The sequence below is a fragment of the Streptomyces sp. MB09-01 genome (assembly GCF_033794505.1).
GTDB lineage: Bacteria > Actinomycetota > Actinomycetes > Streptomycetales > Streptomycetaceae > Streptomyces.
This window is the reverse complement of the sequence record NZ_JARAYQ010000108.1, coordinates 1-26,172: the sequence shown is the minus strand read 5'-3', so window position 1 is coordinate 26,172 and position 26,172 is coordinate 1. Positions and strand designations below refer to the sequence as shown.

The 26,172-nt window shown below is 73.8% G+C and carries 22 protein-coding genes and 1 pseudogene; 12 read left to right on the top strand and 11 right to left on the bottom strand.

All coding sequences use genetic code 11. From position 1 onward, the window contains the following. On the top strand, window positions 1-1,096 hold a 1,096-nt coding region (locus tag PV721_RS22445), incomplete at its 5' end, for an NAD(P)/FAD-dependent oxidoreductase (RefSeq protein WP_319727174.1). Window positions 1,097-1,150: 54 nt separating this feature from the next. Further along, window positions 1,151-1,666, top strand: coding sequence for a hypothetical protein (locus PV721_RS22440; RefSeq protein ID WP_319727173.1), 516 nt, complete (start codon window positions 1,151-1,153; stop codon window positions 1,664-1,666). On the opposite strand, the gene PV721_RS22435 is transcribed toward PV721_RS22440, so the two are convergent. Continuing rightward, on the bottom strand, window positions 1,632-2,291 hold the full coding sequence (locus PV721_RS22435) for a barstar family protein (RefSeq protein ID WP_319727171.1): 660 nt from the start codon (window positions 2,289-2,291) through the stop codon (window positions 1,632-1,634). The two genes, PV721_RS22440 and PV721_RS22435, sit on opposite strands and share 35 nt — an antisense overlap. Window positions 2,292-2,329: 38 nt before the next feature. Further along, a complete protein-coding gene (locus PV721_RS22430; RefSeq protein WP_319727170.1) occupies window positions 2,330-3,868 on the bottom strand; it encodes a DUF6056 family protein in 1,539 nt (512 codons plus the stop codon). 274 nt (window positions 3,869-4,142) lie between these two features. On the opposite strand from PV721_RS22430, the gene PV721_RS22425 reads away from it, so the two are divergent. Continuing rightward, complete coding sequence (locus PV721_RS22425; protein ID WP_319727169.1) at window positions 4,143-5,531, top strand: hypothetical protein; 1,389 nt, start codon at window positions 4,143-4,145, stop codon at window positions 5,529-5,531. 7 nt (window positions 5,532-5,538) lie between these two features. Here the strand turns inward: PV721_RS22425 and PV721_RS22420 are convergent, their stop codons facing one another. Then, window positions 5,539-5,973 (bottom strand): hypothetical protein, encoded by a 435-nt coding sequence (locus tag PV721_RS22420; RefSeq protein ID WP_319727167.1) that lies wholly within the window; start codon window positions 5,971-5,973, stop codon window positions 5,539-5,541. A gap of 212 nt (window positions 5,974-6,185) precedes the next feature. Further along, entirely contained in the window at window positions 6,186-8,291 is a 2,106-nt protein-coding gene (locus tag PV721_RS22415) for a PIG-L family deacetylase (protein ID WP_319727166.1), read from the bottom strand. 278 nt (window positions 8,292-8,569) lie between these two features. Here PV721_RS22415 and lnt point away from each other — a divergent pair, with 278 nt between their 5' ends. The 3 genes from lnt (at window position 8,570) to PV721_RS22400 (ending at window position 12,117) form a co-directional block, all read left to right on the top strand. Beyond that, a complete protein-coding gene (gene lnt, locus PV721_RS22410) occupies window positions 8,570-10,219 on the top strand; it encodes an apolipoprotein N-acyltransferase (protein ID WP_319727164.1) in 1,650 nt (549 codons plus the stop codon). A gap of 37 nt (window positions 10,220-10,256) precedes the next feature. Next, window positions 10,257-10,742, top strand: coding sequence for an NUDIX domain-containing protein (locus PV721_RS22405; protein WP_319727163.1), 486 nt, complete (start codon window positions 10,257-10,259; stop codon window positions 10,740-10,742). 199 nt (window positions 10,743-10,941) lie between these two features. Further along, window positions 10,942-12,117 (top strand): acyltransferase, encoded by a 1,176-nt coding sequence (locus PV721_RS22400; RefSeq protein WP_319727162.1) that lies wholly within the window; start codon window positions 10,942-10,944, stop codon window positions 12,115-12,117. Between the two features lie 12 nt (window positions 12,118-12,129). On the opposite strand, the gene PV721_RS22395 is transcribed toward PV721_RS22400, so the two are convergent. Next, window positions 12,130-12,906, bottom strand: coding sequence for a trypsin-like serine peptidase (locus PV721_RS22395; RefSeq protein ID WP_319727161.1), 777 nt, complete (start codon window positions 12,904-12,906; stop codon window positions 12,130-12,132). 120 nt (window positions 12,907-13,026) lie between these two features. On the opposite strand from PV721_RS22395, the gene PV721_RS22390 reads away from it, so the two are divergent. Both PV721_RS22390 and PV721_RS22385 read left to right on the top strand, forming a co-directional pair. Next, entirely contained in the window at window positions 13,027-13,515 is a 489-nt protein-coding gene (locus PV721_RS22390) for a hypothetical protein (protein WP_319727160.1), read from the top strand. A gap of 93 nt (window positions 13,516-13,608) precedes the next feature. Then, window positions 13,609-13,953: a hypothetical protein gene (locus PV721_RS22385; protein WP_319727159.1), complete on the top strand. Its 345-nt coding sequence runs from the start codon at window positions 13,609-13,611 to the stop codon at window positions 13,951-13,953. A gap of 205 nt (window positions 13,954-14,158) precedes the next feature. Here the strand turns inward: PV721_RS22385 and PV721_RS22380 are convergent, their stop codons facing one another. After that, entirely contained in the window at window positions 14,159-15,613 is a 1,455-nt protein-coding gene (locus PV721_RS22380; protein WP_319727158.1) for a hypothetical protein, read from the bottom strand. Window positions 15,614-15,772: 159 nt separating this feature from the next. Between PV721_RS22380 and PV721_RS22375 the strand changes: the two genes are divergently transcribed. Both PV721_RS22375 and PV721_RS22370 read left to right on the top strand, forming a co-directional pair. Continuing rightward, on the top strand, window positions 15,773-17,062 hold the full coding sequence (locus tag PV721_RS22375; RefSeq protein ID WP_319727156.1) for a bifunctional GNAT family N-acetyltransferase/ATP-binding protein: 1,290 nt from the start codon (window positions 15,773-15,775) through the stop codon (window positions 17,060-17,062). A 304-nt stretch (window positions 17,063-17,366) separates the two neighbouring features. Further along, window positions 17,367-17,676, top strand: a pseudogene (locus tag PV721_RS22370) (DUF6191 domain-containing protein). Here the strand turns inward: PV721_RS22370 and PV721_RS22365 are convergent. The 5 genes from PV721_RS22365 to PV721_RS22345 all read right to left on the bottom strand — a co-directional run bounded on the left by PV721_RS22365 (window position 17,654) and on the right by PV721_RS22345 (window position 22,885). Beyond that, window positions 17,654-18,265 (bottom strand): hypothetical protein, encoded by a 612-nt coding sequence (locus tag PV721_RS22365; protein WP_319727155.1) that lies wholly within the window; start codon window positions 18,263-18,265, stop codon window positions 17,654-17,656. The pseudogene PV721_RS22370 and the gene PV721_RS22365 overlap by 23 nt on opposite strands. After that, window positions 18,262-19,872: a serine/threonine-protein kinase gene (locus tag PV721_RS22360; RefSeq protein ID WP_319727154.1), complete on the bottom strand. Its 1,611-nt coding sequence runs from the start codon at window positions 19,870-19,872 to the stop codon at window positions 18,262-18,264. Before PV721_RS22360 ends, PV721_RS22365 begins: the two co-directional genes overlap by 4 nt. Before the next feature lie 135 nt (window positions 19,873-20,007). After that, the gene (locus PV721_RS22355; RefSeq protein ID WP_319727176.1) at window positions 20,008-21,261 is read right to left on the bottom strand and encodes a Tm-1-like ATP-binding domain-containing protein; all 1,254 of its coding nucleotides are present in this window, start codon (window positions 21,259-21,261) and stop codon (window positions 20,008-20,010) included. Window positions 21,262-21,309: 48 nt separating this feature from the next. After that, window positions 21,310-21,807 carry an NUDIX domain-containing protein gene (locus PV721_RS22350; RefSeq protein WP_319727152.1) on the bottom strand — a complete coding sequence of 166 codons (498 nt, stop codon included), beginning with the start codon at window positions 21,805-21,807 and terminating at the stop codon, window positions 21,310-21,312. Window positions 21,808-21,865: 58 nt separating this feature from the next. Next, on the bottom strand, window positions 21,866-22,885 hold the full coding sequence (locus tag PV721_RS22345) for a cation diffusion facilitator family transporter (protein WP_319727151.1): 1,020 nt from the start codon (window positions 22,883-22,885) through the stop codon (window positions 21,866-21,868). Between the two features lie 179 nt (window positions 22,886-23,064). Here PV721_RS22345 and PV721_RS22340 point away from each other — a divergent pair, with 179 nt between their 5' ends. Continuing rightward, window positions 23,065-25,476, top strand: coding sequence for an FHA domain-containing protein (locus tag PV721_RS22340; protein ID WP_319727149.1), 2,412 nt, complete (start codon window positions 23,065-23,067; stop codon window positions 25,474-25,476). A 6-nt stretch (window positions 25,477-25,482) separates the two neighbouring features. Then, window positions 25,483-26,148: a hypothetical protein gene (locus tag PV721_RS22335; protein WP_319727148.1), complete on the top strand. Its 666-nt coding sequence runs from the start codon at window positions 25,483-25,485 to the stop codon at window positions 26,146-26,148. Window positions 26,149-26,172: the final 24 nt, after the last annotated feature.

Sequence of the window (26,172 nt, the reverse complement as noted above, 5' to 3'; positions counted from 1 at the left end):
GCGCGGAGCCGGTACGGCCGTCGTGGTCGGGGCGGGGGTCGGCGGGCTCGCCACCGCCATCGGCCTGCGCCGCGCGGGCTGGACGGTGACCGTCCTGGAGCGCCGGACGGAACTCGAGCGCTACGGCACCGCTTTCGGGATCCACCCCACCGCCCAGGCGGCGCTCGACCGGCTCGGCCTCGGCGATGCGCTGCGGGCGCGCGGGGTCCCGTACCGCGGCGCCCGTATCCGCCGCCCCGACGGCACGGTGCTGGCCGCCCTCCCGCTCGAACGGATCGAACGCAAGGCGGGCAGGCCGGAACTGCTCATATCCCGGCCCTACTTGATCGACGCACTGCTCGTCGAGCTCGACCGGCTCGGCGGCGTGCGGATCGCGTACGGGCACCGCATCACCGACCCGGCCGCGCTCGCCGCGGACCCGGACTGCCTGGTCGTCGGCGCCGACGGCATCAACAGCGTGGTCCGTACGGCGTACTTCGGCCGCCGCAGCCGCCCCCGCCCGATCGGCACGGTCGCCTGGATCGGCATCGCCGGATTCGAGACGGGCCTGTACGGCGAGACCTGGGGCGACGGCCGCTTCTTCGGCATGACCCCCGTGGAACCCGGCCGCACCAACTGGTACGCCACCGTCCCCGAGGCCGCCACCGCCCGTGACGTACGGGACGCCTTCGCCGACTGGCACGACCCCGTCCCGCGCGTCCTGGCCGAGACCGATCCCGCCACCTGGATCCGGTACGAGATGCGCCACCTCTACCCGGCGCTCCCCACCTTCGTCGCCGACGGCCGGGTCGCCCTCGTCGGCGACGCCGCCCACGCCATGACACCCAACCTCGGCCAGGGCGCCTGCACCGCCCTGCTCGACGCCGAGGCGCTGACCCGCGCCGTCGCCGGCATCGGCGCCGTCGGCGGACCGGCCGGGCTGTCCGGCGCGCTGCGCGCGTACGACACCGAGCGCCGCCGCAGCGCACAGCGCGTCGCCTTCGGCTCCCGGAACCTGCACCGTTTCATGACCGCCCGCCGGCCCGCCCTGCGCGACGCGCTCGTCGGCCTGCTGCCCGGTGGAGGGCCGGCGCGGCGCCCTGAGCCGTCGCGCTGACCCGACTGGGCGAGGGCAGTGGCGCACCCGCGCATCGTGAGTACGCTGCTACACATGACGGCTCACCCCCCGGGTCCGTTCTGGACGGGCCGGGCCTCCAACCGCGTGCAGTGGCTGCTCGCAGCGGCCGGTGCGGCCTGTCTGGCGCTCGGGATCGAGCTCGCCGTCGACAACGCCTGGACCTCGGGCTTCGTCCCGCTCCTCATGGCCGTGGCCGGCTGCCTCGCCGCCGGGCTGCTCATCCTCTACGGCACGCTCGCCTTCGTGCACGTCGCCGTCACCATCGACGCCGAAGCCCTGACCGTGCGCTGCGGCCACATCGGGCTGCCGCGCCGCACGATCCGGCTCACCGACGTGACCTCCGCCGAGTTCCTCCCGCGGATCACCCCGCAGCAGTGGGGCGGCTGGGGCTACCGCTGGCGCCCCGAGAAGGGCACGGCGGTGGTCGTCCGCCGCGGCGAGGGCCTGGAACTCCGGCTCGGCGACGGAAAGCTCTTCACGGTCACCGTCGACGACGCGGAGGACGCCGTCCGCGTCATCCGCACCCACCTGCGGGCCCTCGCCCGCTGAGCGCGTCCCTTCCGCATCGCGCCGCGGCGCCACCGGGCCCGAAGGGTACCCCGGGGAACGCCGCGGCCGGGTCGGCGCCGGGCCAGGAGCCGTCGTCATCGGTCAGGGTCGCGGTCAGGCGCCCGTCCGCGAGGGCCACTCCGACGTCGGTCAAAACGTCTTCGGCGAAGTCCGCAGGCGACGTGTGGTCCAGCAGGAGCACGAAGTGCAGGGCGAACGGAGGCCGGTCCTCGTGCGGGACGCCGTCGCCGTCGAGCTGCAGGTTCGCGTTCCAGGCCGCCTCGCACAGCACCGAGACGAACAGCCCCAGGAACTCCTTGCCGAGCAAGGCGTCGGCATGCTCGATCAGGACGGCGACGTTCCGCTCACCGTGCCCGGGGCCGTGCCAGTCGTGCAGGCAGTCGACCAGCGCGTGCCAGTTGTGGCCGAAGTAGCCGAGGAAGGACAGCTCGCGCGCGAAGGTACGGAACAGCGAGGCGGGTTCGAGCAGATCCCGGCCGTCCAGCCGGAAGACCAGTCCGCCCTGCTCCTGGAGCGCGGCCGTTTCGGCGGTCACCCACGGATCGTCCGCGCAGGTGAAGACGACCCAGGGCGACCGGGGCCGGGTGAGGTCGGGAGAGGTCACGCCGGAGATCTTCGCACGCGCCTGCGGCTCCCGGTCCGTCAGCGGCGGTGGATGCGGTCGACGCCGTACCAGTTCGACACGCACGAGGCGACCCAGTCCCGCTCGTAGTCTTCCGTGAAGAAGGGCTCGGAGAGGACCCCGATGTACAGGGGCTGATAACCCACGTCCGTGGCGCCCTGCGCGGTCTCGGTGAGGATGCGGGAGTTCTGGGCATCCCAGGCCACGGAGCGGGCGACCGTGTTCGTGGTGAGTTCCCGGACGCTCGGCACGAGCGCGATCAACGAGGCCAGCGCCAGGCAGCCCGCCGCCACGGCGCCGGTCGCGAGGGCCGTGTCGGCGGAGCGGCGGCCGGCGAGCCACCGGCCGCCCCGGGCTCCCAGCAGTGCGCCGTAGCCGCAGAGCGCGAGTTCCATCGGCACGATGAAATTGGTCCAGGCGCGGCCGAAGGTCCACCCGCTCGGGCCGTAGCCGCTGTGCAGCCCCCACACCACCGCGAACGACCCCAGCACCACCACGGGCACCGGCAGCAGCAGCGCGGCGGTCAGCGTCGAGCGCGGGACGGCCCGCTGCGGCTCCCGCCTTTCGGGCGCCCGCCCGCGCAGGCAGCACGCCAGGCCCAACAGGACGCCGACGGCCGCGGCTCCGAGGTACGCCCACTGGCCGGTGACGGTGTCCCACACGCGAAGCCAGTCCGCGAAGGCGCCCCGGAGTTCGCCCGCGGAGAGCATGGACTCCTGGTTCAGCCGCTGGGCCCGCCGCCAGCGGGCGCCGGGGGAGGTGTACAGCACGGCCAGGCCGCAGGCGAGGCCGGAGCACCACAGCAGGCACCAGATGAACGGACGCCAGTTCCGCGCCAGGCCGAACCTGGGCACGCAGACCAGCCCGACCAGGCCGGCGAGCAGAGCGCTGACGAGCGCGAACGGCTCGCTCAGGGTGCCGATGGCGAAGGCGATGAGGAACGCCGAGACGAAGCCGGCCACGCGGGCGGGGCCCCGGGGGCGGCGGACGGTCCACAGGGCCAGCAGGACCGCCCACACGCCGATGACGCCCGGCAGGGTGTGCGAGATCGTCGCCGGGGCCCACAGCAGTACCTGGTAGCTGTGGGTGCCCGCGAAGAAGACCAGTGCCTGGACGACCAGGGCGCAGGCGGTCAGGACCAGCAGCCGGGGCCTGCCGCCGAGGAACCGGACGAGCTCACGCCCCAGCAGGACCAGTCCGGCGGTGAAGCAGACGACGATGACCGTCGGCAGGATCTTGGTCCCGGCCGGTCCGTCGCCGTAGACGACGCCGGTCAGGAGGGCGTTGGTGATCCTGCCGTTCTGGGTCCGGTAGAAGTCGGACGTGATGCCGAGGACCCCCAGATCGCGGGCCTTCCACGCGGCGCACCAGTCGTCGGACGTGGGCCGCACGTAGAGACCGAGGAAGCATCCGACGGCGATGAGGGCTCCCGCCGCCGCGACGAGCGTCGCCCCGACCGCCGGGAGGAGCCTGCGCAGGACGGAGCGGCGGCCCGTTCCCCCGCCCACGGCGGGATCAGGGGCCCGGACGTCCTCGTCCTCTATCGCAGCAGTGCTCATCCACCACCTCTTCGCAGCGGGGCCCGCTCTTCGCAGCGGGGCCCGGGAACACCCATCGTGTGCACGGCCCGCCCCCACCTGCATCCCGGGTGCGCCTGGACGGGTACGGAGCCTGCCGGCCCCTCGGGAGCCCTGAAGCCCCGGAACCCCTCGGGCGCGCCGCGGAACTCCTCGTTCACCCGGGCGGCGGGCGAACCGTGGCAGCCTCCGCCCGGTTCTCCCAGGATGGGGAAGCCGGGTCCGCGCGGACCCGGGGCCGGCGGAGGGAGTGGCGATGCCCGGTGTCCTCGGCTGCTGGGCGGTCGCCACGGCGGCCTTCGCGGGCTTCGCCGTTCCCCTGTGCCCCACGGGCAGTTACGCGCCCCTGTCGACGCTCGTCGCCCCCACCGTCGGCCTCCTCTCCAACACGACCGCCGCCGAAGGCGTTCCGCGGTCCGTCGCCGAGGGCGCGCGGTACGTGGACGGGAGCAACGTCCTGCGGCTGGCGTCGGGCCGGTGGAAGTACCTTCCCGCCGGAGGGACGGAGTCGGCCGTGGTCGCCGCCGACCATCCGCCGGCGGTGCGGCAGATCGCGCAGAGCCGCGCTTGGCTGGCCTCCGCCCGGGTCCCGGGCAGGACGCCCGCGCAGCGCGCCGCGGCCGGGCGGGCCCTCCTGGCGATGCGCGCCCTGCTCCGGCCCAACGGCGCCCTGGCCGCGGCGTGGAGCCCCGGCTGGAACTACTCGTGGCCGCGCGACTCCAGCTTCGCCTCCGCCGCGTTCGCGCACACCGGCCATGACGCGGAGGCCTACCGGATCCTGCGCTACAGCGCCGCGACCCAGCGCAAGGACGGCACCTGGGAGGCGCGGACGAAGCTCGACGCCACCGGCCCGCCCGACGGCAGGTGGTGGCAGCTCGACGCCAACGGCTGGGTCCCGTGGGCCACCTGGCAGTGGTACCGGACGGCCCCTGCGGCCACCCGCCGCGCCCGGCTGGCCACCCTCTACCCGATGATCCGCAAGGCCGCCGACCGCGCGGCGGCCTCCCTGCGGGCGGACGGGCTGCCCCCGGCCTCCCCCGACTACTGGGAGCTGATGACGACCACCACGAACATCGGCACGGCCGCGCCGCTGCTCGCCGGGCTCAACGCCTCCGCGGACCTCGCCCGGGAAGCGAACCGGCCGGACGACGCGGCGCGCTGGGCGCGGGCCGCGCGGCGGCTCTCCTCGGGGATCTCCGCGCGGTTCGCCCCCCTCGGGTACCAGCGCACCGTCGACGGACGGCACGGACGCGACAGCGCGGTGACGTTCATGGCGCCCCCCTTCAACACGGCCCCCGCCGGCCTGGCCGGGGCGCTGGACGCCACGTACCGGGCCCTGCTCCTGCCCAACGGGGGGCTCACCCCCGGAAACGACTCCACGGCGCCCTGGGGCGCGAACGCCTGGACGCCCAGTACGGCGCTCTTCGCGCTCGCATGGGCCGCCACGGGCGACACGGCGAAGGCCGGACCGGTCCTCGACTGGGTCCTCGCCAAGCGGAACTCGCTCGGCGAGCTGCCGGAGAAGGTGGACAAGGAGGGCAGGGCCGCCTCGGTGGCTCCCCTCGCGTGGACGGGTTCGATCGCCGTCCTGGCCCTCGTGGCGCTCGACGGCACGGCCCTGCCCACGCCGCCCCTGCGGCCCTAGGGGCGCCTCAGACGGGGTCCGTCCCGTCGCCCGGCGGTGGAGCGGTGCGGACCCGCTCGAGCGCGGCCAGCAGGTGCAGGTAGGCGAGCTGTTCGGCCGCCACCGCCCGTGCGAGGGACGGGTGGTGCGGATCGCGGCGGGACCGGGCCCGTGCCTCGGCCGCGAGGCGGAGCTGTCTCGCCCGGCGGACCTCGTTCCTGGCCGCGAGGTACGCGTCGTCGAGGAGCCGGTGGTCGAGGACCTCGGCGAAGGCGCGCTCCGCCAGGGCATCGAGCCGGTCGAGGTCTTCGGAGCAGCTCGCGGGAGCCTTCCCGGCGCAGCCCTCTTCGAGGGTCCGGGACAGCGACCCCAGGGTCGCCCCGAGCTCCGGATACCCCCAGGCCGGCGCCGTGTCGTTCCGGCACCCGGTGGCGAGGGCCACCAGCACGGCGGCGCAGGCCACGGCGCGGACCCTTCCCGGTCCCGCGCTCCCGCGCGCGGTGGAGCAAGCGGCCATGGGCGCTCCGATCACCAGCGGTCAGCCGGTCAGCCGGTCAGCCGGTCATTCGGCCGGTCGGGTCAGTCCGTCGGGGCCTGCCCGTCGGCGTCCCGGCGTGGTGCCCGCCATCGTCGCCCGCCCCGGCCGGCCCTGCCACCCGGGGCTGACGGCAGCGTCTAGCGCCCGGCCTGTACGACCGTCGAGGGCGGGACCGCCTGGTGCCACGGGGAGGAGGGCGGGCGGCTGCCGGGCGGCTCGGATCCGGCCGGGGGAGCCGTCGTGACGTGCAGGCCGGCGTCCAGGCCGAGGGCCGCGGCGAGGGCCGTGCCGTCCGGCCCGGCCACGGCCGCCGGTGCGCCCGTGTAGAGCATCTGGGACTCGTACCAGGAGGGCGTGTCGCCGGGGCCCGACACGCCGATCGTGCCCCCGCCCGCGCGGCCCGTGAGCAGCCCGCCCGTCACGCCGACGGCGCCGTAGCCGCCCTCGCCGCCGGCCTCGGCGACCGGGGAGAACGTCGGTGCGGGGCCGTCCGCGGTGGCCAGGCTCGTACCGACGGTGCCCGTGCCGGGGCGGCGGAAGTAGAGGCGGACGCCGTCGCCCTGCGGGCTCGCCGACAGGGGGCCGGTGGTCGCCGGCAGCCCGGTCGGGAAGGGGCCGCCGAAGCGGGCGTCCGGCGTCGGCCGGACCCAGGCCAGCACGGACTGGGCCGTGGCCGCGTACACGTGGCGCCGCCCGGCCGCGTCGGTCGCGGTGACCGGGTCGCCCTGCAGGCCGGCGCCGCCCAGGGCCTGCCACCCGCCGAAGGCGCCGTCCGGGGCGTCCTGCGCGCGGGCGCGCAGGGTGCGCCGGGAATCGCGGACGTAGACGGTCATCCGGCCCGCGCCGTCCACGGCGACGGCCGGTGCGCTGATCGCCGAGGTGACGGATATGTCGCCGGTGTCCGGGGTGCCCAGCGACTGCCACGGGCCGAAGGCGCCGCCGGGCCCGGTCTGGACGGCGTACACGAGGTCGCGTCCGTACTCCTGGGGTGCGGTGCCCAGGGTGGTGCGGGTGCCGAAGACCGCGATCCTGCCGTCGGGCAGCCGGACGGACGTCGCGCCCGCGTCGATCCCGGAACCGGGGAGGAACTCGGGCCCCTGCCAGGGGGCCTCGGGGCCGCTGCGCGTCCAGTACGCCATCCGGCCGTCCAGGACGGCGAAGGCCCACAGCCGGCCGGAGGCGCCCTCGGTCATCCAGGAGGTGCCGTCGCCCCGGCTGTAGCGGATGGTCTGGTTCCAGCCGGCGCCGGTGGGCCGCGTCGCGGTCTTGCGGTCGCCGCATCCGGCGGTGCTGCCGCACCAGTCCTGGTGGTCCGTCCAGGCGTACGTCTTGAGGTAGCCGAGCTTCTCCTCGGCCGCCTGCGGGTCGAGCGTGGGGGGCAGGGAGCTGTTGGGGTAGCTCACGTAGTTCTGGACCGAGAAGTGCGGGCGGTCCGTGGACTTCGCGTAGCGCTCGGCCGCCGCCTGCACGAAGCGGGCCCCGTACATGTGGTCCTGGTGGTCGAGGAAGGCGCCGCCGCCCTGCGCCCGGCCGGGGGTCGGGTCCTGCGTCCGTATCGTCGTCGGCCGGTACCGCGCGAAGACGTCCGCGATGGCCTCCACTGCCTGTTCCTTGGTGTACGAGAACCAGGGCTTGACCGGCGTCCCGGAGGTCAGCTGGGCGCCCAGGGCGGGAACCTTGCCATCCCACAGACCGCGCAGGCTGTCCGGATTGTCGCCGGAGATGCTGCGGGCCTCGCGCAGCTGCATCCATATGAGGTTGACCTCGGGCCGGGCGACGAGGACGTCCACCTCGGCGCTCCCGCCGCCGGCGGTGGGTATGGACTTGCGCTGCCAGGCGCTGGCGCGGTTGCCGGTGGCCATCTGCGCGTACGCGGCCCGGATGCCGTTCTGCCGGGCCTCCGCGTAGGCGGCGTGGTCGGCGGGGCGTTCCGGGTCCTCCAGGTGCGGGCTGTGGGCCTCGTTCCTGCCGTCGGACTCGCCGGAGGTCAGGTAGACGGTGGCGACCTTCACGCCCGTCGATATGGAGCGGCTCAGGTCGGGGTTCATGAAGAAGAGGTCGTCGTCGGGGTGGGCGACGACGTGGAGGACCGTGCCTTCGGTCACACTCGGGCGGAAGACCGTCTCGGGGGCCGCCGGCTCCTGTGCGTTCCCGTATCCGTAGGCCCAGGTCGTGACCCCGCCGGCGCCGATCGTGAGCGCGGTGAGCAGGGCCGCGAGGCGGCTGCGGCTGGCCAGGGACATCTGCAACGCCTTGAGGGTCGGTCCGGTGCGGAATTCCGCCGGGGGGGGGGTGAGTCGGTGTCCCGATGGCTCCACTGCTTCAGGAGACGACCGGGCCCGATTATGCCCCGCGCGTTTGCGACTGACACACCCTCAAGAGACGTATGTAATGAGGTGACTTGAATGCGAGATATGAGTGACTTGTCCCATTTGGGGTCACTTGGGTGGTGGTCGGGACGGGCCCGGACCGGCCCGGGCGCTTACCCGTGTCCGAGGCGTGGGGACGTACACTCCGCCAGATGAGCAGCAGTGTGACCCGCGCGGCCGGGAACGAGTCCTCGCAGCCCGCCGACGGGGCCCCGGCCGAGGCCGCGCCGCCCCACGCCACGGCCTGCGGCAACGCCCCCGCCGAGGCCTCAGCCCCCGCGCCGCGGAAGGGAGCATGGCTGGTGCGCGCCGTGCTCGCCGTCCTCTCCGGCGTGCTGCTCTACCTCAGCTTCCCGCCCCGCCCCCTGTGGTGGCTGGCACCCTTCGGCATCGCCCTGCTCGCCGGCTGCCTCCACGGCCGCCGCGCCCGGGCCGGCTTCGGCCTCGGTTTCCTCGCCGGCCTCGGCTTCCTGCTGCCGCTCCTCGCCTGGACCGGCGAGGAGGTCGGCCCGGTGCCGTGGCTGGCGCTGGTCAGCCTCGAAGCCCTCCTGATCGGTCTCACCGGCCTCGGCATCGCCCTCGTCAGCCGGCTCCCGGCCTGGCCGCTGTTCGCGGCCGCCGTCTGGGTCGCGGGCGAGGCCCTGCGCGCCCGGGCGCCCTTCGGCGGGTTCCCCTGGGGCAAGCTCGCCTTCGGACAGGCAGACGGCGTCTTCACCCCGCTCGCCGCCCTGGGCGGCACGCCCCTGCTCTCCTTCGGCGTGGCCCTCTGCGGATTCGGCCTCTACGAAGCCCTGCGCACCGCCCGCCGCCACCCCGGCCGCACCACCGCCGCGCTGGCCGCGCTCACCATCGCCGCCCCGATCGGCGCCGGCCTCGCCGCCCGTCCGCTGGTCTCCGACGCGGCCGAGGACGGCACCGTCGTGGCCGCCGTCATCCAGGGCAACGTGCCGCGCCTCGGCCTCGACTTCAATTCCCAGCGCCGCGCCGTCCTCGACAACCACGCCAAGCGCACCGTCCAGCTCGCCGAGGACGTCAAGGCCGGCCGCGCGCCGAAGCCCGACTTCGTCGTCTGGCCGGAGAACTCCTCCGACCTCGACCCGTACGCCGAACCCGACGCCCGCGCCGTCATCGACCAGGCGGTCAAGGCCATCGGCGTGCCCGTCGCGATCGGCGCCGTCGTGTCCCCGGAGACGGGCCCGCTGCGCAACACGATGATCCTCTGGGACCCCGTCGCAGGCCCCACCGCGACCTACGACAAGCGCAAGATCCAGCCCTTCGGCGAGCGCATCCCGATGCGCTCCTTCGTCCGGCTCTTCAGCTCCGACGTGGACCGGGTGCGCCGGGACTTCGGGCCCGGCAAGGACCCCGGCGTCTTCGACATGGCCGGCAGCGGCGTGGGCATGGTCACCTGCTTCGAGGCCGCCTTCGACGACGCCGTCCGCTCCACCGTCCAGGACGGCGCCCAGGTGATCGCCGTACCCAGCAACAACGCCACCTTCGGCCGGACCCAGATGACCTACCAGCAGCTGGCCATGGACCGGGTCCGCGCCGTCGAGCACAGCCGGACCGTCCTCGTCCCCGTCACCAGCGGAGTCAGCGCCGTCATCCGCCCCGACGGCAGGATCACCGCGGAGACCAAGATGTTCACCGCGGACGCGCTGGTCGCCGAGATCCCGCTGCGCTCCACCCGCACCCCGGCCACCGTCGTCGGACCGCTGCCCGAGTACGCGCTGCTCCTCCTGGCCGCGGGCGGCTTCGGCTGGATCCTGACCCGACGGATCCGCGCCCGCCGGGCGGTCTGAAGCGGGGGCCGGCGCCCCGGCCTCGTAGGGTCGGGGGATGACCACACCCGATTTCATCCGTGCCATCCGAGCCACCGCCGGGCACCAGCTGCTCCTGCTGCCCGGGGTCACGGCCATCGTCCTCGACGACCGGGGCCGGGTGCTGCTCGGCCGGCGCTCCGACACCGGGCGGTGGTCCGTCGTCGGCGGAATCGCCGAACCGGGGGAGCAGCCCGCCGAGACCGCCGTGCGCGAGGTGTACGAGGAGACGGCGGTGCGCTGCGTCCCCGAGCGGGTGGTGCTCGTCCAGATGCTGGAGCCGATCACCTACCCCAACGGCGACATCTGCCAGTTCCAGGACATCACCTTCCGCTGCCGCGCGACCGGCGGCGAGGCGCGGGCCAACGATCACGAGTCCCTCGAAGTGGCCTGGTTCGAGGTGGACGCGCTGCCGCCGCTGGAGCCCTTCGCCCTGGACCGGATCCACCGGGCCCTGAGGGAGGAGCCCACCTGGTTCGCGGCGCCCGTGGAGATCCCGGAATAGGGCGCGTCCGGCAGACGGGCCGGTGTGTTCCGGCTCACCTGGGGCCGGCCGGGGCGCGCTGTAAGGTTCCGCTGATCCGACGGCTCATAGGACAGTCGTACATTCAACGGGGGACGGTCTAGGGATGGGTGCGCGCAGTTCAGCCGGAGGGCCGCAGCCGGGCGGCGGCCCGCGGGCCGGTGGCATACCGGGCGGTGGCATGGGTGACGGTGGCGTACGCGACGGTAGTACGCGCACCGGAGCCGCCGGCGGGCGTCTGGCGGCCCTCGACGGCGTTCGGGTCCTCGCCGCACTCTCCGTGCTCCTCTACCACTACGTGGTCCTCGACAGCGCCTGGGGCGAACCGACCGTGGGCGTCTTCCCGATTGCCCACGGGTTCGCCGTCTACGGGTGGCTCGGCGTCGAGATCTTCTTCCTGGTCAGCGGGTTCGTCATCTGCATGAGCACCTGGGGCCGGTCCGTGGGCGACTTCGCGGTGTCCCGGGTCTCCCGGCTGTTCCCCGCCTACTGGGCGGCCGTCGCCTTCACCTCCCTCGTGCTGTTCAACTGGCCCGAGGTGAGGCAGATCAAGGATGTCAGTGACGTCCTGGTGAACCTGTCGATGCTCCAGGGCGGCATCGGGGTCCCGCACGTCGACGACGCGTATTGGACCCTCTTCGTCGAGCTCAAGTTCTACGTCCTGTTCGCCGTCGTCGTCATGCGCGGCGTGACCTACCGCAACTGCGTCCTCTTCTGCGGGGCCTGGACCCTCGCGGGCGTCGTGGCCCCGACCGTCGACAGCGGTGTGCTGTCCTTCTTCGCGGCGTCTTCCGCCTCCCCGTACTTCATCGCCGGAATCGCCTTCTACCTGATCCGGCGCTTCGGGCCGAACGCCGTCCTGTGGGCCGTCGTCGGCGTCCAGTTCCTCCTCGCGCAGCACCACGTGCCGGCCCGCATGGTCGCCAGCCTGGGCCGGGGCGTCACCCAGCAGACGCCCACCTGGCCCGCCCACGTGATCATCCTGCTCGGCTTCACCGTCCTGGCGGCGATAGCCCTCGGCGCCCTCGACGGCATCCGGTGGCGCTGGCTCCCGCACGCAGGAGCGATCACATACCCGCTCTACCTGATCCACATGCTGGCCGGGCTGACGTTCATCCACCACTTCCGGCACGAGGTCGCGCCGGTGCCGCTGGCCGTCGGCGTCACCGCCTTCATGGTGCTGCTCGCCTGGCTCATCCACCGGTTCGTCGAACGCCCGCTGGGCCGCTTCCTGCGCGACAGGCTGCGGCGCGGAATGCAGGACATCCGCTCGGCCACCCCGGGCCGGCCCCCGCTCGAACGGCTGCCCGCGCAACCCTCCGCGCCCGAGGCGGAACGCATCCCGGCCGTCCGCTAGCTGCGGTCCGTACTACCCGGCGTCGGCCGCCTCCCGGTACAGCTCCACCGCCTGGTCGCCCATCACCGCGCTGTACGAGACCTCCGGTACGGTCCCACCGCCCTCGTAGCCGCCGAGGACCCCGGCCAGCGCGCCGTCCACCAGCCAGGGGCTGCCGCTGGTTCCGCCGCTGAGGTCCGGGCAGCCGATCCGCCGCTGGGTCTCGGAGAACAGCTCGGTGGTGTTGGCGCAGCGCAGCGGGGTCTCCAGCGTCCGCGGGTATCCGATGACCGTCACCGCCGCGTCGTCCGGCTGCTCGGCAGCGACCGGGAAGCCGCCCACGAGGTCCTCGACGGACCCGGTCGGTGCGCCGTCCACCGGCGCCACCGTCGCGAAGGCGATGTCGTCGTCCGGGTTCTGGCCCTCCGTCCAGCCCGGGGCGAGGTACACACCGGTGAGCTTCCAGAGGCCGTACGGGGCCTCGCCGTCCCGGTAGCCCGGCGCGAAGACGGTGGTGTCCGGGCTCTCCAGGCAGTGCGCGGCGGTGGCGATCACATCGCGGTCGTCGCTGCGCACCACGGCGGCGGTGCAGAAGTGCCCGCCGTCGAGCCCGTCCGCGAAGAGCGCGCCCACCCGGCCCGTCGTGGAGTCGGGCACCGCCTGCGCGGTGGTCCCGGGCGGCGCTCCGGCCGTGGCGTCGGGCACGTCCACGCCGAGCAGTGCTGCCATCGCGGTCAGTGCGAGCAGGATCCGTGATGCCCGCCGCGCACGGATGCGCCGGGCCGGCCGGGAGAGCATGCGGTGGATCATGTTTCCACCCTGCCCGCCGAACCTGTGTCCGGAGCCCGATGTTCCGTATGAATCCCCTGTGAATCCGGTGGGCCCGATGTGAAACCCGGACCCCCGGGCCCGAAGCGCTAGGCTCCGTACGTGGTCCATGACTCCCTGTCCGCAGGCGCTGCCGATGCCCACCTCTCAGCCGTCGACGATCTGATCGCGCGGCCGTTCCCGGAGCAGAAGGCCCGGCCGGGGGAAGCGGGCAGGTGGGGAGGGCCGGGGTACCACCTGGGCGTGCTGCGGGAGAGCCGGGACTTCTGGAACGACCGGAGCGAAGAGGTCGTCGAGGCGGTCGAGCGGGAGCTTGAAGCCGATCTCGCCGCGCTGGCGAAGAGACTGACGTCCCGGTGGGGATGCCCGGAGACGGTCGACCTGTGGCCGTACCTCGGCTTCGACGGCCCGGACCGGCAGCAGCCGGCTCCCGAGCCGCTCGTCTTCCTGTGCAACGTCGCCGGGAGCATGCAGGTATGGCGGCTGCCGGATTCCGACCGGTGGCTCGCGCTGGCGATCGGTCAGGCCGATCCGGACTTTCCCCTGCAGCTCCTCGCCGCCGTGGGCGTCGCCGCCGCCCTCGAGCGCTGACGGCCGACCCGGCTGCCGTGTCGCTCGGCCAACCCGCGGCACAGGGCGGCGCCCGACTTCTGTGTGGCGGCCAACGGCCGCCAGGTGGCGAAGATGGGCAGCGCCGAGTGCAGCGCAACCGGCACTGGTTCGGTGGCCACCGCCAAGGGTGCAGGGAGCCTCGCCTCCGCGACCGGCGGTGTTCTGCACAAGGTCAAGGTCGACGGCGAGAACAGCAGGGGCCGCACACTCGACGGCAACAGGAACACCGTCACCGTCACTGGTGACGACAGCGACGCATTGGCCGTGGAAGGTGACCACGACACGGTGACCGTGAGGGGCGAGAACAGCAGCGCTGCCGCAGGCATCGGCGACCACAACACCGCCTCCGTAGCAAGGAGACGGAAGCGAAGCCATCGCAGCCTTCGGCAACGACAACACGGCCACCGCGAAGGGTGACGCCGGCCTCGCGCAGACCCTCCTCGGCAACGGCAACACCGCCACCGTGGTCAACACGGCCACCGTGAGGAGGAACGACGGCTTCGCGTTCGCGCAGGCTCCCGAAGGACGCACCGCGGAAGCGATCGGTGACGGACGGACCGTCCGGCGCCCCCAGGCTGTTTCGAGCCGTACGCCTCGGCGGGCGGCGAGCGCCTCGGCCGACCTAGCCGCGGCGCTCGTAGACCGTCACCCGGCGGCCCCGCACCTGTCGGTCCTCCACCACCGTGAAGTGCTCGCGCAGGACCGCGGTCTTCGCCTTGTCGCGCTCCGCCGACGGGGGCTTCGCGACCTTCGCCGCGTCCGTCACCAGCAGCACCCGCCGCTGCCCGAGCAGCCCCGCCCGGATCCGTGCCGGTTCCGCCTCCTCGCCCTTGAGGGTGGCGGAGGCGACCGGGGTCCGGGCCAGTGCCAGGTCGATCAGGCCCGTGAAGGCGCCGGGGGAGACCAGTGCGGTGTCCCGCCGCGCGGCCGGGACGAACAGCACCGCGTCCCCGTCCCGCTTCAGCCGGTCCACCTCACCGGCCACCGACAGGACGTCGTCGACCCGGCTGGCCGGGGCCCGCTTGCCCAGCTCCACCGGCAGCAGGGCCACCACCGCCACCCCGACCACACCCGGCACGAGCAGGCCCGCCGCCGCCGGAAACCGGCGCGAGCACACCCGTACGGCCGCGCCCAGGGCAGCGCCGATCAGCAGGGCCAGACCCGCCATGGAGAACAGCACGTACCGGTCCAGGAACAGCGGCTGGAGCAGCGACAGCCCGATCAGCCCGAGCTGAGGCACCGCCAGCAGCGGCAGACCCACCGCCGCCGCCGAGAGGCCCTTGCGGTCGGGCCGGTCCGCCCATGCGCCGAGCCCGCCGACGGCGAGGAGGATCCCCGGGCCGATCAGCATGTGCCACGTCAGCGGCGGTATCCAGGACACCTGGTCGGACTGGCCCCGGCTGAACAGGATCAGCGGCAGCGCCCCCGCCGCCGCGCCCGCGCCGTACGCCGCCCAGCGCAGCAGGACACCGCGCCCGGCCCGCACCCACCACAGGGTCGCCGCGTGCGCGGGCAGGATCAGCAGGGACAGCCAGTTCAGCAGGGCGCACGCCAGCACCGTGACCCCGTACGCCGTCCAGCGCGGCCAGGCCCGCCGCCCGGGTCGGCTCTCCAGGAGCGAGACCAGCAGCAGGGTCGACAGCCCGGCCCCGGCCGCGACCAGCGCGTACGGCCGGCCCTCCTGCAAGTAGAACTGGACGGCCGGCAGCAGACCGAGGGCCAGCCCGCCGCCGAGCCCCGCCCAGAAGCCCGCCAGCCGGCTCCCGATCAGCGCCACGCACGCGGCGGCTGCGGCGACCGCCAGCACCGACGGCAGCCGCAGGGTCGTCGTACTCGCGCCGAAGACCTCGAAGAGGCCGTGCATCAGCAGGTAGTAGAGCCCGTGCACGGCATCGACGTTCCCGAGCATGCGCCAGATCTCGCCCGCCGGCCGCCCCGCCACCTGCCAGGTCGCCGCCTCGTCCCGCCACACGCTGTCCTGCCGGGAGAGCCCCCACACGCCGAGTGCCAGGGTCCACAGGAACGGAACGAGCCATACGAGACGCCCGCGTCGGGCCGCGGATATGTGGCAAAGCATGAAAGGTCCGGGGTCCTCGGTCTGGTGTTCGGGCGGAAGGCACCAGTCTATGGACGACACGGACGGTTTCCGGACCGCCAGTTGTGCACGACGGAGCGTGATCGCCCGGCACTGCGCCCCTAGCCTCGCCGCAGGAGCACGAACGAGGGGCGGTACCCGGTGAACTGGCTCATCCACGACTACCGCGAGAGCGATCTCGCTGCGGTGGTCCACCTGATCGACACCACGGCCGAACTCGGCCAGGAGTCCGTGTTCTCGCTCGCCGAGTGCATCAGTGCGCTGACCGACCGGCAGCCCTGCGTGGTCGCCGTCCACCAGGGCGTCCCGATCGGCGCGGCACTCGCCTGCGTCACCGGGGAGCGGGCCTGGGTCATGCGCATCGCGATCGCCGCCGGCTGGCGCGGCCGCGGCCTGGCCAGCGCCCTGCTCGTCGAGTTGGAGCGACGGCTCATCGCCGCCCGCGTCGGCCGCATCGCCTACGTCCTGCCCGAGGAGGACCTGCTCGGCGAGGGCCTGCTCAACGCCGGCTACACCCGGCAGCCCGCCGTCGCCTACTTCGAGAAGACCGAGCCCCTGCACGGGCCGGCCGCCGGACTCCTCGAGGACCTCGGCGGCCGCTTCCTCCCCAACGACCTGTGGGCGAAGGTCGCCGGCATGGAGAAGGAGAAGGACCTCATCGAGCGGCGCGTGGTGCTGCCGCTCGCCGAGCCCGAGCGGGCCGCCTCGCACGGGGTTCGTCCGCCGCGCGCGATCACCCTCTTCGGCCCGCCCGGCACCGGCAAGACCACCTTTGCCCGGGCCATCGCCTCCCGGCTCGGCTGGCCCTTCGTGGAACTGCTGCCCTCCCGCCTCGCCGACGAGGGCAACCTGGCCGCCGCGCTGCGCGACGCCTTCGCCCGGATCGCCGAGCTGGAGCGCGTACTCGTCTTCATCGACGAGGTGGAGGAGATCGCACCGGTGCGCACCGAGCCCGCGCAGCCGGGCGGGATCCACGGCGTGACGAACGAGCTGCTCAAGCTGATACCGGGCTTCCGGGAGGGCGACGAACGGCTGCTGGTGTGCGCCACCAACTCCATCCGCTCCCTCGACCCGGCCTTCCTGCGGCCCGGGCGCTTCGACTACCTGATCCCGATCGGCACCCCGGACGCCGGGGCGCGCGCCGCGATCTGGTCCCGCTACACGGCGGGGCGCGCGGACGTCGACGTGGCGGCCCTGGTCGCGGCGACGGAGCTGTTCACGCCGGCCGACATCGAGCACGCGGCCCGGATCGCGGCGCAGGTGTCCTTCGAGCGCGACTTGGAGGCGGTGGGCGCGCGGGGCGCGGCCGCCGCGCAACTGGGCGCGACCACGGAGGACTACCTGGCGGCGGTCCGGCAGTGCCGGCCGACGGTGACCCCGGCGATGACGGGCGAGTTCGAGGCGGACATCACGGCGCACGCCCGGTTCTGACCCGCGCCACGCCCCATGGACTTCCGTCCCCCGGTTGCGGCGGGGGAGGGAACGCGGAACGGCCCGCGGCCACTCCCCGAAGCGGCCGCGGGCCTCCCGCGCGGACTCGGCATCCGCGCGGGACGGCCACGTTCCGGTGGGGGTGTTCGCCGGCTGGAACGCGACACGCAGCGGTGCCCGAGGGCATCCCTGAACCCTCGTCAACGTCTTCCAGAGGACCAGGGGCATAGCCCCCGCGCCTCGCCGGACGGCCACGGTCCCCTGGGCCGAACGGCCGAACCGCCGGGTCGGCTAACGTCGGGCCATGGGCTTCGTCATCTTCATGACCCTTCCGGGGCTGGCTCTGCTGCTCACCGCCATGGCCTTCCTCGACATGGCGCTGGAACGCGCGGGCCTGCTGCCCTGGCGCTGGAACGGTCGGCAGGGGCAGATCTCCGCCACCGGCTTCGAGCAGTGGCACGCCAGTTTCTCGCCGGGCAGGCAGAACGAGCTCAAGGAACGGCAGAGCGCCCTCGTCCTGCGCGACGACGAGGAGGACGGCGCGCCGCCGCGTGGACCTCGACGGCGGGCTCGCCGTCATCCGGCTGCCCGCTACGGGGAGCAGCGGTACGTGAAGTCCACCGCGGCCGTGCGCTGCCCCGGGGACAGCAGCTGCAGCTCGGCCCGCGCGGGGTAGTTCCCCGTGCCCCGGAAGCTCCACAGCAGGTGCAGCCGGGCCTCCCGCTGCCCGCGCGGCACCCGTTCGGTCAGCTCCTCCGACCGCGTGCCGTCGCTGCGGACCCAGCGGTAGGTGAGGGTCCCCGGGCGCCCGTTGGTCCCGACGACGGCCACCACGTCGGCCGTCGCGTCACAGGACGGGCCCTGGGGACCGGTGGTCACGGCCACGTCCCGGACCTCGATGTCGGGCCCGAACCGCTGCCACCCGAGGTACGCGAGGACGGCGGTCAGCACGACCGCGGCGAGGGCGTACCGGCGCAGACCGGCGAGCCGGCGGCGCCGGGGCGCGGCAACGGCGGCCACCACCAGGGGGAACGGCGCGGGGATGGCCGCGGTCACCCCGGGCCCGAACCGGAGCACGGATCCCTCGACCCGGTCGGGGGCCACCTCCGGGGCCACCGGAGCCACCGGGGGACCGGAGAACCAGTGGCTCCCGAGGACGGTGGCGCTGTAGTCGTCGCCCTCGGGGGCGCGGGGACCGGTCATCGGGGCACGTCCTGGCAGCGGAGGAGGTACTGCGAGGCCGACGCGGACTTGTTCCCGGCGGCCGGCTTGGTGGTCACCCGCACGCCTCCGTAGCAGCCGCGGTCGCGTGTGAAGGTGTGGGACTTGACCACGGTGACCGGCGAGCCGGCCTGGACCGTGAACGACTCCGTGCCGTCGGGGACGGAGTAGGAGCCCTGCGCACCGCCGAGGAACCATTCCAGCACCACCGTGACCGGTCCGGTGCCCTGGGCGGCGACCGAGACCGTCGCGTCGCCCCGGTACACGCCGGTCTTGAGCGACACGTCGACCTTCGTGACCACCAGGGTCGGCGTCGGCGTCGGCGTGGGCGACCAGCTCACCGTGGGCTTCGGGGTGGGGCTCGGCGCGTGCGTGTTCGAGGGCGATGCGGACGGCGACGCGGACGCGGAGGCGGACGGCGAAGGGCTCGCCGACGCCGAGGGGCTCGGAGTCGGCGAAGCGGAAGCGGAGGCCGTCGGGCTCGGGGTCGGGGAGGCCGATCCGGGCGGGGCCGCGCTCGTCGTGGCGAAGGCGCTCAACGCCGATGCCCGGCTCGGGGCCGCGCCGACCGCGTCCGTGGTCAGCACCACCACCGCCCCCAGGACCAGCGCGATCCCCGCCGCGAGCCAGCCGCTGCGGCCGGGCGCCCAGCCCGAGCCGCTGCTCAGGGTGGTCGTGGCCACCGCGGTGGTGCCCGCCGCCGGGGCGCCCGCCGAGGGGAACAGCAGCGGCAGCAGCGCGGTCAGCGCCGCCAGCTTGCGCTGCCCACGCTCCTCCCACTCGGGCCCGTACGCGGCCAGCGCCACGCCCTCCAGCTCCGCGACGAACGCCTCGGCGTTCTCCGGGCGCTGTTCGGGCTGCTTGGCGAGGCCGCGCCGGATCAGCGGCCGTACGGGCTCCGGGGCCTCGGTCTCCGGTACGGGCGCCTCTATGTGCTGGACGGCGAGCTCCGCGAAGTTCTCCCCGTCGTACGGCTTGCGCCCGGTCAGGCACTCGAAGAAGGTCGCCGTCGCCGCGTACACGTCGGCCGCGGGCGAGGCCGGCCGGCCCTGCCACTGCTCGGGGGCCATGTAGGCGGGGGTGCCGGCCACGCCGGGCGTGGTGCCGCGGTTCGCCGCGATCCCGAAGTCCACGAGCTTCGACGAGCCGTCGGCCGCGACCAGGACGTTCTCCGGCTTGTAGTCCCGGTGGACGACGCCGGCCCGGTGCGCCGCCGCGAGCCCGAGCAGCGATCCCTTGAGAACGACCAGCGCGGCCTCGGCGTCGGCCTGCCCGGACTGCTTGAGCAGCGCGCGCAGGGAGATGCCGTCGACGAGTTCCATCACGATGGCCGCGCCGCCGGGCGATTCCACGTACTCGTAGAGCCTCACCACGTACGGGGTCCCGAGCCCGCCCAGGAGGCGGGCCTCGGCCCGGAACTCCCCGACGAACGCGGGGTCCTGGCGCAGCCGGTCGCTGAGGTACTTGACCGCGACCGCCGTGCCCGTGGCGTCGTGGACGGCGAGCACCACGCGGCCGCTGCCCCCCGCGCCGAGTTCCCGGACCTCCGTGTAACCGGGGACCGACCATGCCGCCCGCGTGTCGTTCATCGTTCCCGCCCCCTGTCCGGCTGTCCGCCGTGCCGTGCCGTGTCCCGGTGGCCGGTCGGCGACCGGCCACCCCCTGGGACACGGTTTGCGGCACGGCCGGTTCCCGACCGTGCGGGGTGTCTCAGGCTGCGGCCCTCAGGCCGCGGCCGCCATCGCGCCGATCATGTCGTGCAACCGGTCGGCGGCCGCCCGTCCGAAGGCCGGGTCGTTGATGTGCGTGTCGTAGTCGTAGAGCCGGGCGGCGCTGCCCCGCAAGCCGTCGCGCAGCGCCGAGAACAGAGCCCGGTCCGCGCCGGGGTCATGGTACGGGCCGCCCGGCGATCCGAGCGTGGAGAGTCCGCGGAGCGGGACGCAGACGGCCGTGGGGCCGGTCGCGGCGCGGACTTTGACGGCGACCCGGCGGCCGAGCTCCGCGCATTCCGCCTCGTTCGTCCGGATCACCGTGATGGACGGGTTGTGGACGTGGACCCCCCGGTCCAGGACCCGCTGGGGCAGGCTCTCCAGCGGGCCGAACTTGACCATGTCCAGCGCCCCCAGGCTCACCACCTGCGGGATTCCGGCCCGCCCGGCCGCGCTGAGCCGGTCCGGGCCCGCCGTGAGGATGCCCCCGCACAGGTCGTCGGCCAGCTCGCTGAGGGTGAGGTCGAGGACGCCCGCGAAGATCCCCTGGCCGGCCAGGGTCTCCAGGGTGCGGCCGCCGGTGCCGCTGACGTGGAAGACCAGCACCTCGTAGCCCAGGTCCGTCAGCCGCTCGCGGGCCGCGTCCACACCGGCCGTGGTCACGCCCGCCATGCTCGCCGCGATCAGCGGGCGGGCGCCCGCTCCCAGCCGGGGCGGGCGGCGCTCCAGGGAGGCGCGGGCGTAGGCCCTGGCCATCCCGGCGATCGCCTCGACGGCGTTCGCCAGGACCGGTCCGGAGACGCTGTTGATCCCGGCGAGGTCCACCACGCTGTACATCATCGTGATGTCCGAGGAGCCGACGTACGGGCTGACGTCACCGGACCCCATGGACGAGACCATCAGTTTCGGTACGCCCAGCGGCAGGGCGCGCATCGCCCGGGTGGCGATGGAGGTGCCGCCGCTGCCGCCGATCGCGAGCACCCCGTGCAGCCGGCCCTCGGCGTGCAGGCGTAAGAGCGTCGCCTCCGCGCCGCGGGCCATCGTGGCCACGGCCGCGCCCCGGTCGGCGGCCGCGCGCAGTTCCGGCAGTTCCGCTCCGGCCGCCCGGGCGACCGCGTCGCGCGGCACATCGGCGGGCACCCGGGGTTCGCCCATGATTCCTGTATCGACCAGTACCACTTCGACGCCGGCGCACAGCAGCCTCTCGCGCAGCCAGCCGTACTCCACACCCTTGGTGTCCAGGGTTCCCACCAGCACGACGTTCGTCATATGTGCAATGTCCATGCAGGTGGGCGTGTTGGCAAGCGCAAGTACGAGTCAGCTCTCGAGGCCCTCCAGAAGCACCAACAGCCGCTCCAGGAAAGGAAGCTGAGACTTAATCAGCATCTTTTCGGCCAGCGGCGGAGCACACCACGCCACCCGGTCCAGCTCCGGGAACTCCTGTACGTTCCCCGAGTGCGGGGGCCACTCCATGGTGAAGGTCCCGGGCACCATCAGCTCCGGGTCGAGGTCCGCCTCCACCGCCCAGATGGTCACCAGCTTCCCGCTGGTCAGCCGCACCTCGCCCAGCGACAGGTAGTCGCCCTCCGGCGGTGGCAGCCCGATCTCCTCGGTGAACTCCCGGCGGGCCGCGTCCCGCGGTGTCTCCTCCGGCCCGTACTCGCCCTTCGGGATGGCCCAGCCCCCGGCCTCCCGGCCGGTCCACAGCGGGCCGCCCATGTGTCCGAGCAGGACCTCGACCCCCGACTGCTGCTGTTCCGGCGCACCGCCGGTCCGCCGGAACAGGAGCAGTCCGGCACTGCGCTTGTGCGTCATGGATCCATCCATGCCCCGTACGGGCGCGGGTCAGTGCTCCGGGGGCAGGGACACGCGGTCAGTGGGCGTGCGGGCCCTGCCGGTGGACCGGCCCGTGCGCGTCCGCACAGTGGGCGCCGGACGGACCCTCGCCCGCGCGGCCCACCGTGAGGAGGGAATCCTGCGCGTGGTCCACCTGGAGGGTGGTGTGCGTGATCCCGTACTCCTTGGCCAGCATCCCCTCCAGGTCCCGGCGTACGGCGTGGCAGTCGCCCGCCGGCTCCACCAGCACGTGCGCGGAGAGCGCCGCCTGCCCCGAGGTGATGGTCCAGATGTGCAGGTCGTGCACCTCGGTGACGGGCGGGTGCCCGACGAGGCGGTCGCCGACCGCGTCCGGGTCCACATGGGCGGGAGCGGCCTCCAGGAGTATCCGGCCGGACTCGCGGATCAGCCCGTAGCCCGCCTTGAGCATCAGCATCACCACGACCAGTGTGGCGATCGCGTCCGCCTGCCGGAAGCCGGTGGTCAGCACGATCACGCCGGCGACGGCGGTCCCGATGAAGGCGAAGAGGTCGTTCAGGATGTGCTGGTAGGCGCCTTCGACGACGAGCGTGGAACGGTTGGCCCGGGAGATGCACCAGGCCGCGGCCACGTTGACGGCGATGCCGGCGAGCGCCGTCACCACCACCAGACCGCCTTCCACCGGCGGCGGGTCCATGAGCCGACGCACCGCCTCGTACGCCAGCCAGAGCCCGAGCAGGATCAGCGTCAGGCCGTTGGCCTGGGCGGAGAGTATCTCCGCCCGCTTGAGGCCGTACGTGAAGCCGCCGCGGGCGGGCCGCGCGGCCAGCCGCATGGCGATCAGCGCCAGGACGATCGAGACGGCATCGGTGAGCATGTGGGCCGCGTCCGAGATCAGGGCCAGGGAGTTGGCCATGACGCCGACGACGACCTCGACGGCCATGAACCCGCCGATCAGGGCGAGCGCGATCGCCAGCCAGCGGCGGTCGGCGTCGGCGGACACGCCGTGGCTGTGTCCCGCGTGTCCGTTCCCGTGCCCGTGGTCGTGGTCGTCGTGCGCGTGGTCGTGCCCACTCATGGCGTCCCCCGTCTCATCGCGGCACCCGTGTGTTCGGATCCGTCGCGTGAAGTGAAGCGCACCCCGGCGAGATGGGCAAAGGCTGCAACGGGGACCGTTGTCATTACCCATAAGAGGCCTCTGACCTGCGGTGATGCCTGACCGCTGCCGGGCGGGCGGGTTCGTGGGAAAATCTGCTCATGGTCCAGCGTCCCGGTGTGCCGACCGCACCCGAGCTCGTCCTGGTGACCGACACGGGCTCGATCGCGATGAGCCCGTGCCGGACGTACCGCGTGGGGAGGGACCCGCTCTGCGAGATCTGCCTGGCGGACGCCCGCGTCTCTTGGCGCCACGCGGTCCTGCGCCCGGACGGCGACCACTGGACGGTGGAGGACGAGCACAGCACCAACGGGACCTGGGCGGACGGCCGGCGCGTCCACGAGCGGAGCGTCGGCGCCGGGAGCCGGCTGCGCTTCGGCGACGCGGAGGACGGCCCGGGCGCCGTCCTCGTCGTTCCGCCGCCGCCCCCTCCGGCTCCGCCTCCGCCACCGCCCTCCTCCGCCGCGCCGGACGCCGCTGCCGGCGTCCGGCCGTCCCGGGTCGCCTCGGTGTCCCGTACCTTCCAACGGCCGACGACCGTACGTCCGCTCCCCGCCCGTACCGCCGTGCGCATCGGCCGCGACCCCGGGAACGACCTCGTCATCGACGACCTCACCGTCTCCCGCCGGCACGCCGAACTCCGTGCCCTCGCCGACGGCACCTACGAGATCGCCGACCTCGGCAGCCACAACGGCACCTACCTCAACGGCGCCCGCCTCGACCGCAGGGCCGCACCCCTCGCCCAGGGCGACATCGTCGGCATCGGACACTCGGCCTTCTGCCTCGTCGGCGACCACCTCCAGGAGTTCGTGGACACGGGCGAGGTCTCGCTCGACGTCCAGGGCCTCACCGTCGCCGTCGACAAGGGCCGCAAGATCCTCCTCGACCGGGTCTCCTTTCCCGTGGGGGCCAAGTGCCTGCTCGCCGTCGTCGGCCCGAGCGGGGCCGGCAAATCCACGCTGCTCGGCGCGCTCACCGGGCTGCGCCCCGCCGACCAGGGCACCGTCCTGTACGACGGACGCGACCTCTACCGCGACTACGCCGAACTGCGCCGCCGCATCGGGCTCGTCCCCCAGGACGACATCCTGCACTCCCAGCTCACCGTGCGGCGCGCGCTCGGCTACGCCGCCGAACTGCGCTTCCCGCAGGACACGGCCAAGGCCGAACGCCAGGCCCGGGTGGAGGAGGTGATCGGCGAACTCGGCCTCCAGCAGCGTGCCGACCAGCCCATCCACAGCCTCTCCGGCGGCCAGCGCAAACGCGTGTCCGTCGCCCTGGAGCTGCTCACCAAGCCCTCCCTGCTCTTCCTGGACGAGCCCACCTCCGGCCTCGACCCCGGCATGGACCGCTCGGTGATGCACATGCTGCGCGGCCTCGCGGACGACGGCCGCACGGTCATCGTCGTCACCCACAGCGTGCTCAACCTCGAAGTCTGCGACCGCCTCCTGATCCTCGCGCCCGGCGGACGCACCGCGTACTACGGCCCTCCGGAGGAGGCCCTCGGATTCTTCGGCTTCGAGCAGTGGCCCGAGGCCTACGAGGCGTTCGAGAACGAGCAGGACCGCGACTGGGCCGGACAGTACCGGGCCTCGCCGCTGCAGAGCCGCTACGTCGAGGTCTCCGCCGGAAGGACCCCTCCCCCGCCCGCGGGGGAGGCGGCACGGACTTCCGGCGCCGTGCCGCAGCCGCCGCCCAAGGCCCAGAGCTGGGGCTCCCAGCTCTCCACCCTGATCCGCCGGTACACCGCCGTGCTCGGCGCCGACCGCACCTTCCTGGCCATCATGATCGGGCTGCCGTTCGTCATGGGCGTCCTGGCCCGTGCGCTGGCCGGCAGCGCCCTCACGGCCGAGACGGGCCTGAACGCGCTGTTCATCCTGGTCCTGGGCGGTGTCCTGACCGGCGCCGCCAACGCGGTGCGCGAACTCGTCAAGGAACGCGTCATCTACCAGCGCGAGCGCGCCGTCGGCCTGTCCCGGTCGGCCTACCTGATGTCCAAGGTGGTGGTCCTCGGCGCGCTCACCATCGCCCAGGCCGTGGTCCTCACCGTGGTCGGCCTCGCCGGGGTCGACACCAACTCCCCTGGCGGCAAGGGGATCTTCCTGCCGCCGCTGATCGAGATCGCCCTCGCCGTCGCCCTGCTGTCGTTCACCTCGATGCTGCTCGGCCTGATGATCTCCGCCCTGGTGACCAAGGAGGAGGCCACCATGCCGCTGCTGGTCCTCCTCACCATCGTCCAGTCCGCCTTCTGCGGCGCCCTGCTGAAACTCAACGGCGTCCCCGTCCTCGAACAGCTGGCCTGGTTCGTGCCGGCCCGGTGGGCGATGGGCGCGATGGGCACCACCACCGACCTCGGCGCGATCGTGCCCCTCAAGATCACCCAGGACCCGCTGTTCGATCACAAGGCGAGCCTGTGGCTCCTCGAAGTCGGGATGCTTCTCGCCCTGTCCGTGCTGTTCACCGTGCTGCTGGCCCGGATGCTGCGCCGCAACGAGCCCGCGGTCATGAGGAAGTAGCCGCCCATGACCAGCCCCGGTCCGGTCCAGGACTTCCGGCCCACCCACATCGTCCCGCAGGAGGGCCTTCCTGCCTGGGAGAGCCCCGATGTCTCCCGCCCCACGGTGCCGCTCGACGGCTTCCTCCCGGTACAGCTGCTGTCCCGGCGCGGCGACTGGGGCGAGGTCCTGTGCGCCAACGGCTGGTCCGCCTGGGTGGACGGCCGGCTCCTGGTGTCGGTGCCGCAGCCCCCGCCGACGGCCGACCGGCCGCTCGCCCGTACGGAGGACGCGCGACCGCTGCTCACGCGCGCCGCCGAGGCCCTGGAGCGCTACCGGCGCGCCGTGGACGAGCTCGCCTCGGGGCGGACGGACGCCGACTCCTTCCGCCGGACCGTACGGGGGCTGCGGGCCGGGGTCGTCGTGGACGGGGAGGCGGTCTGGGTCTACGACGTGACGGCGGGGAAGTGGCTGTACGGCGACGAGAGCCGCCTGACGACCTTCGCGGTCGTGGCGGCACCGGGGGCCTCGCCCGGTCCGCCGCCCCCACCCGTGCCCACACCGACGCAGGCGGGCACCGGCGTACCCCCGGCGCCGTCACCGGCCGACGGGGCGGTGGGGAGCCGTCCGGAGCCCGACCCGGAGCACGAGACCACGCGGATCGTGGACACGCGCGATCCGGAGGCCGGCTGAGGGGAAGCGGCGGGAGGGCAGTGA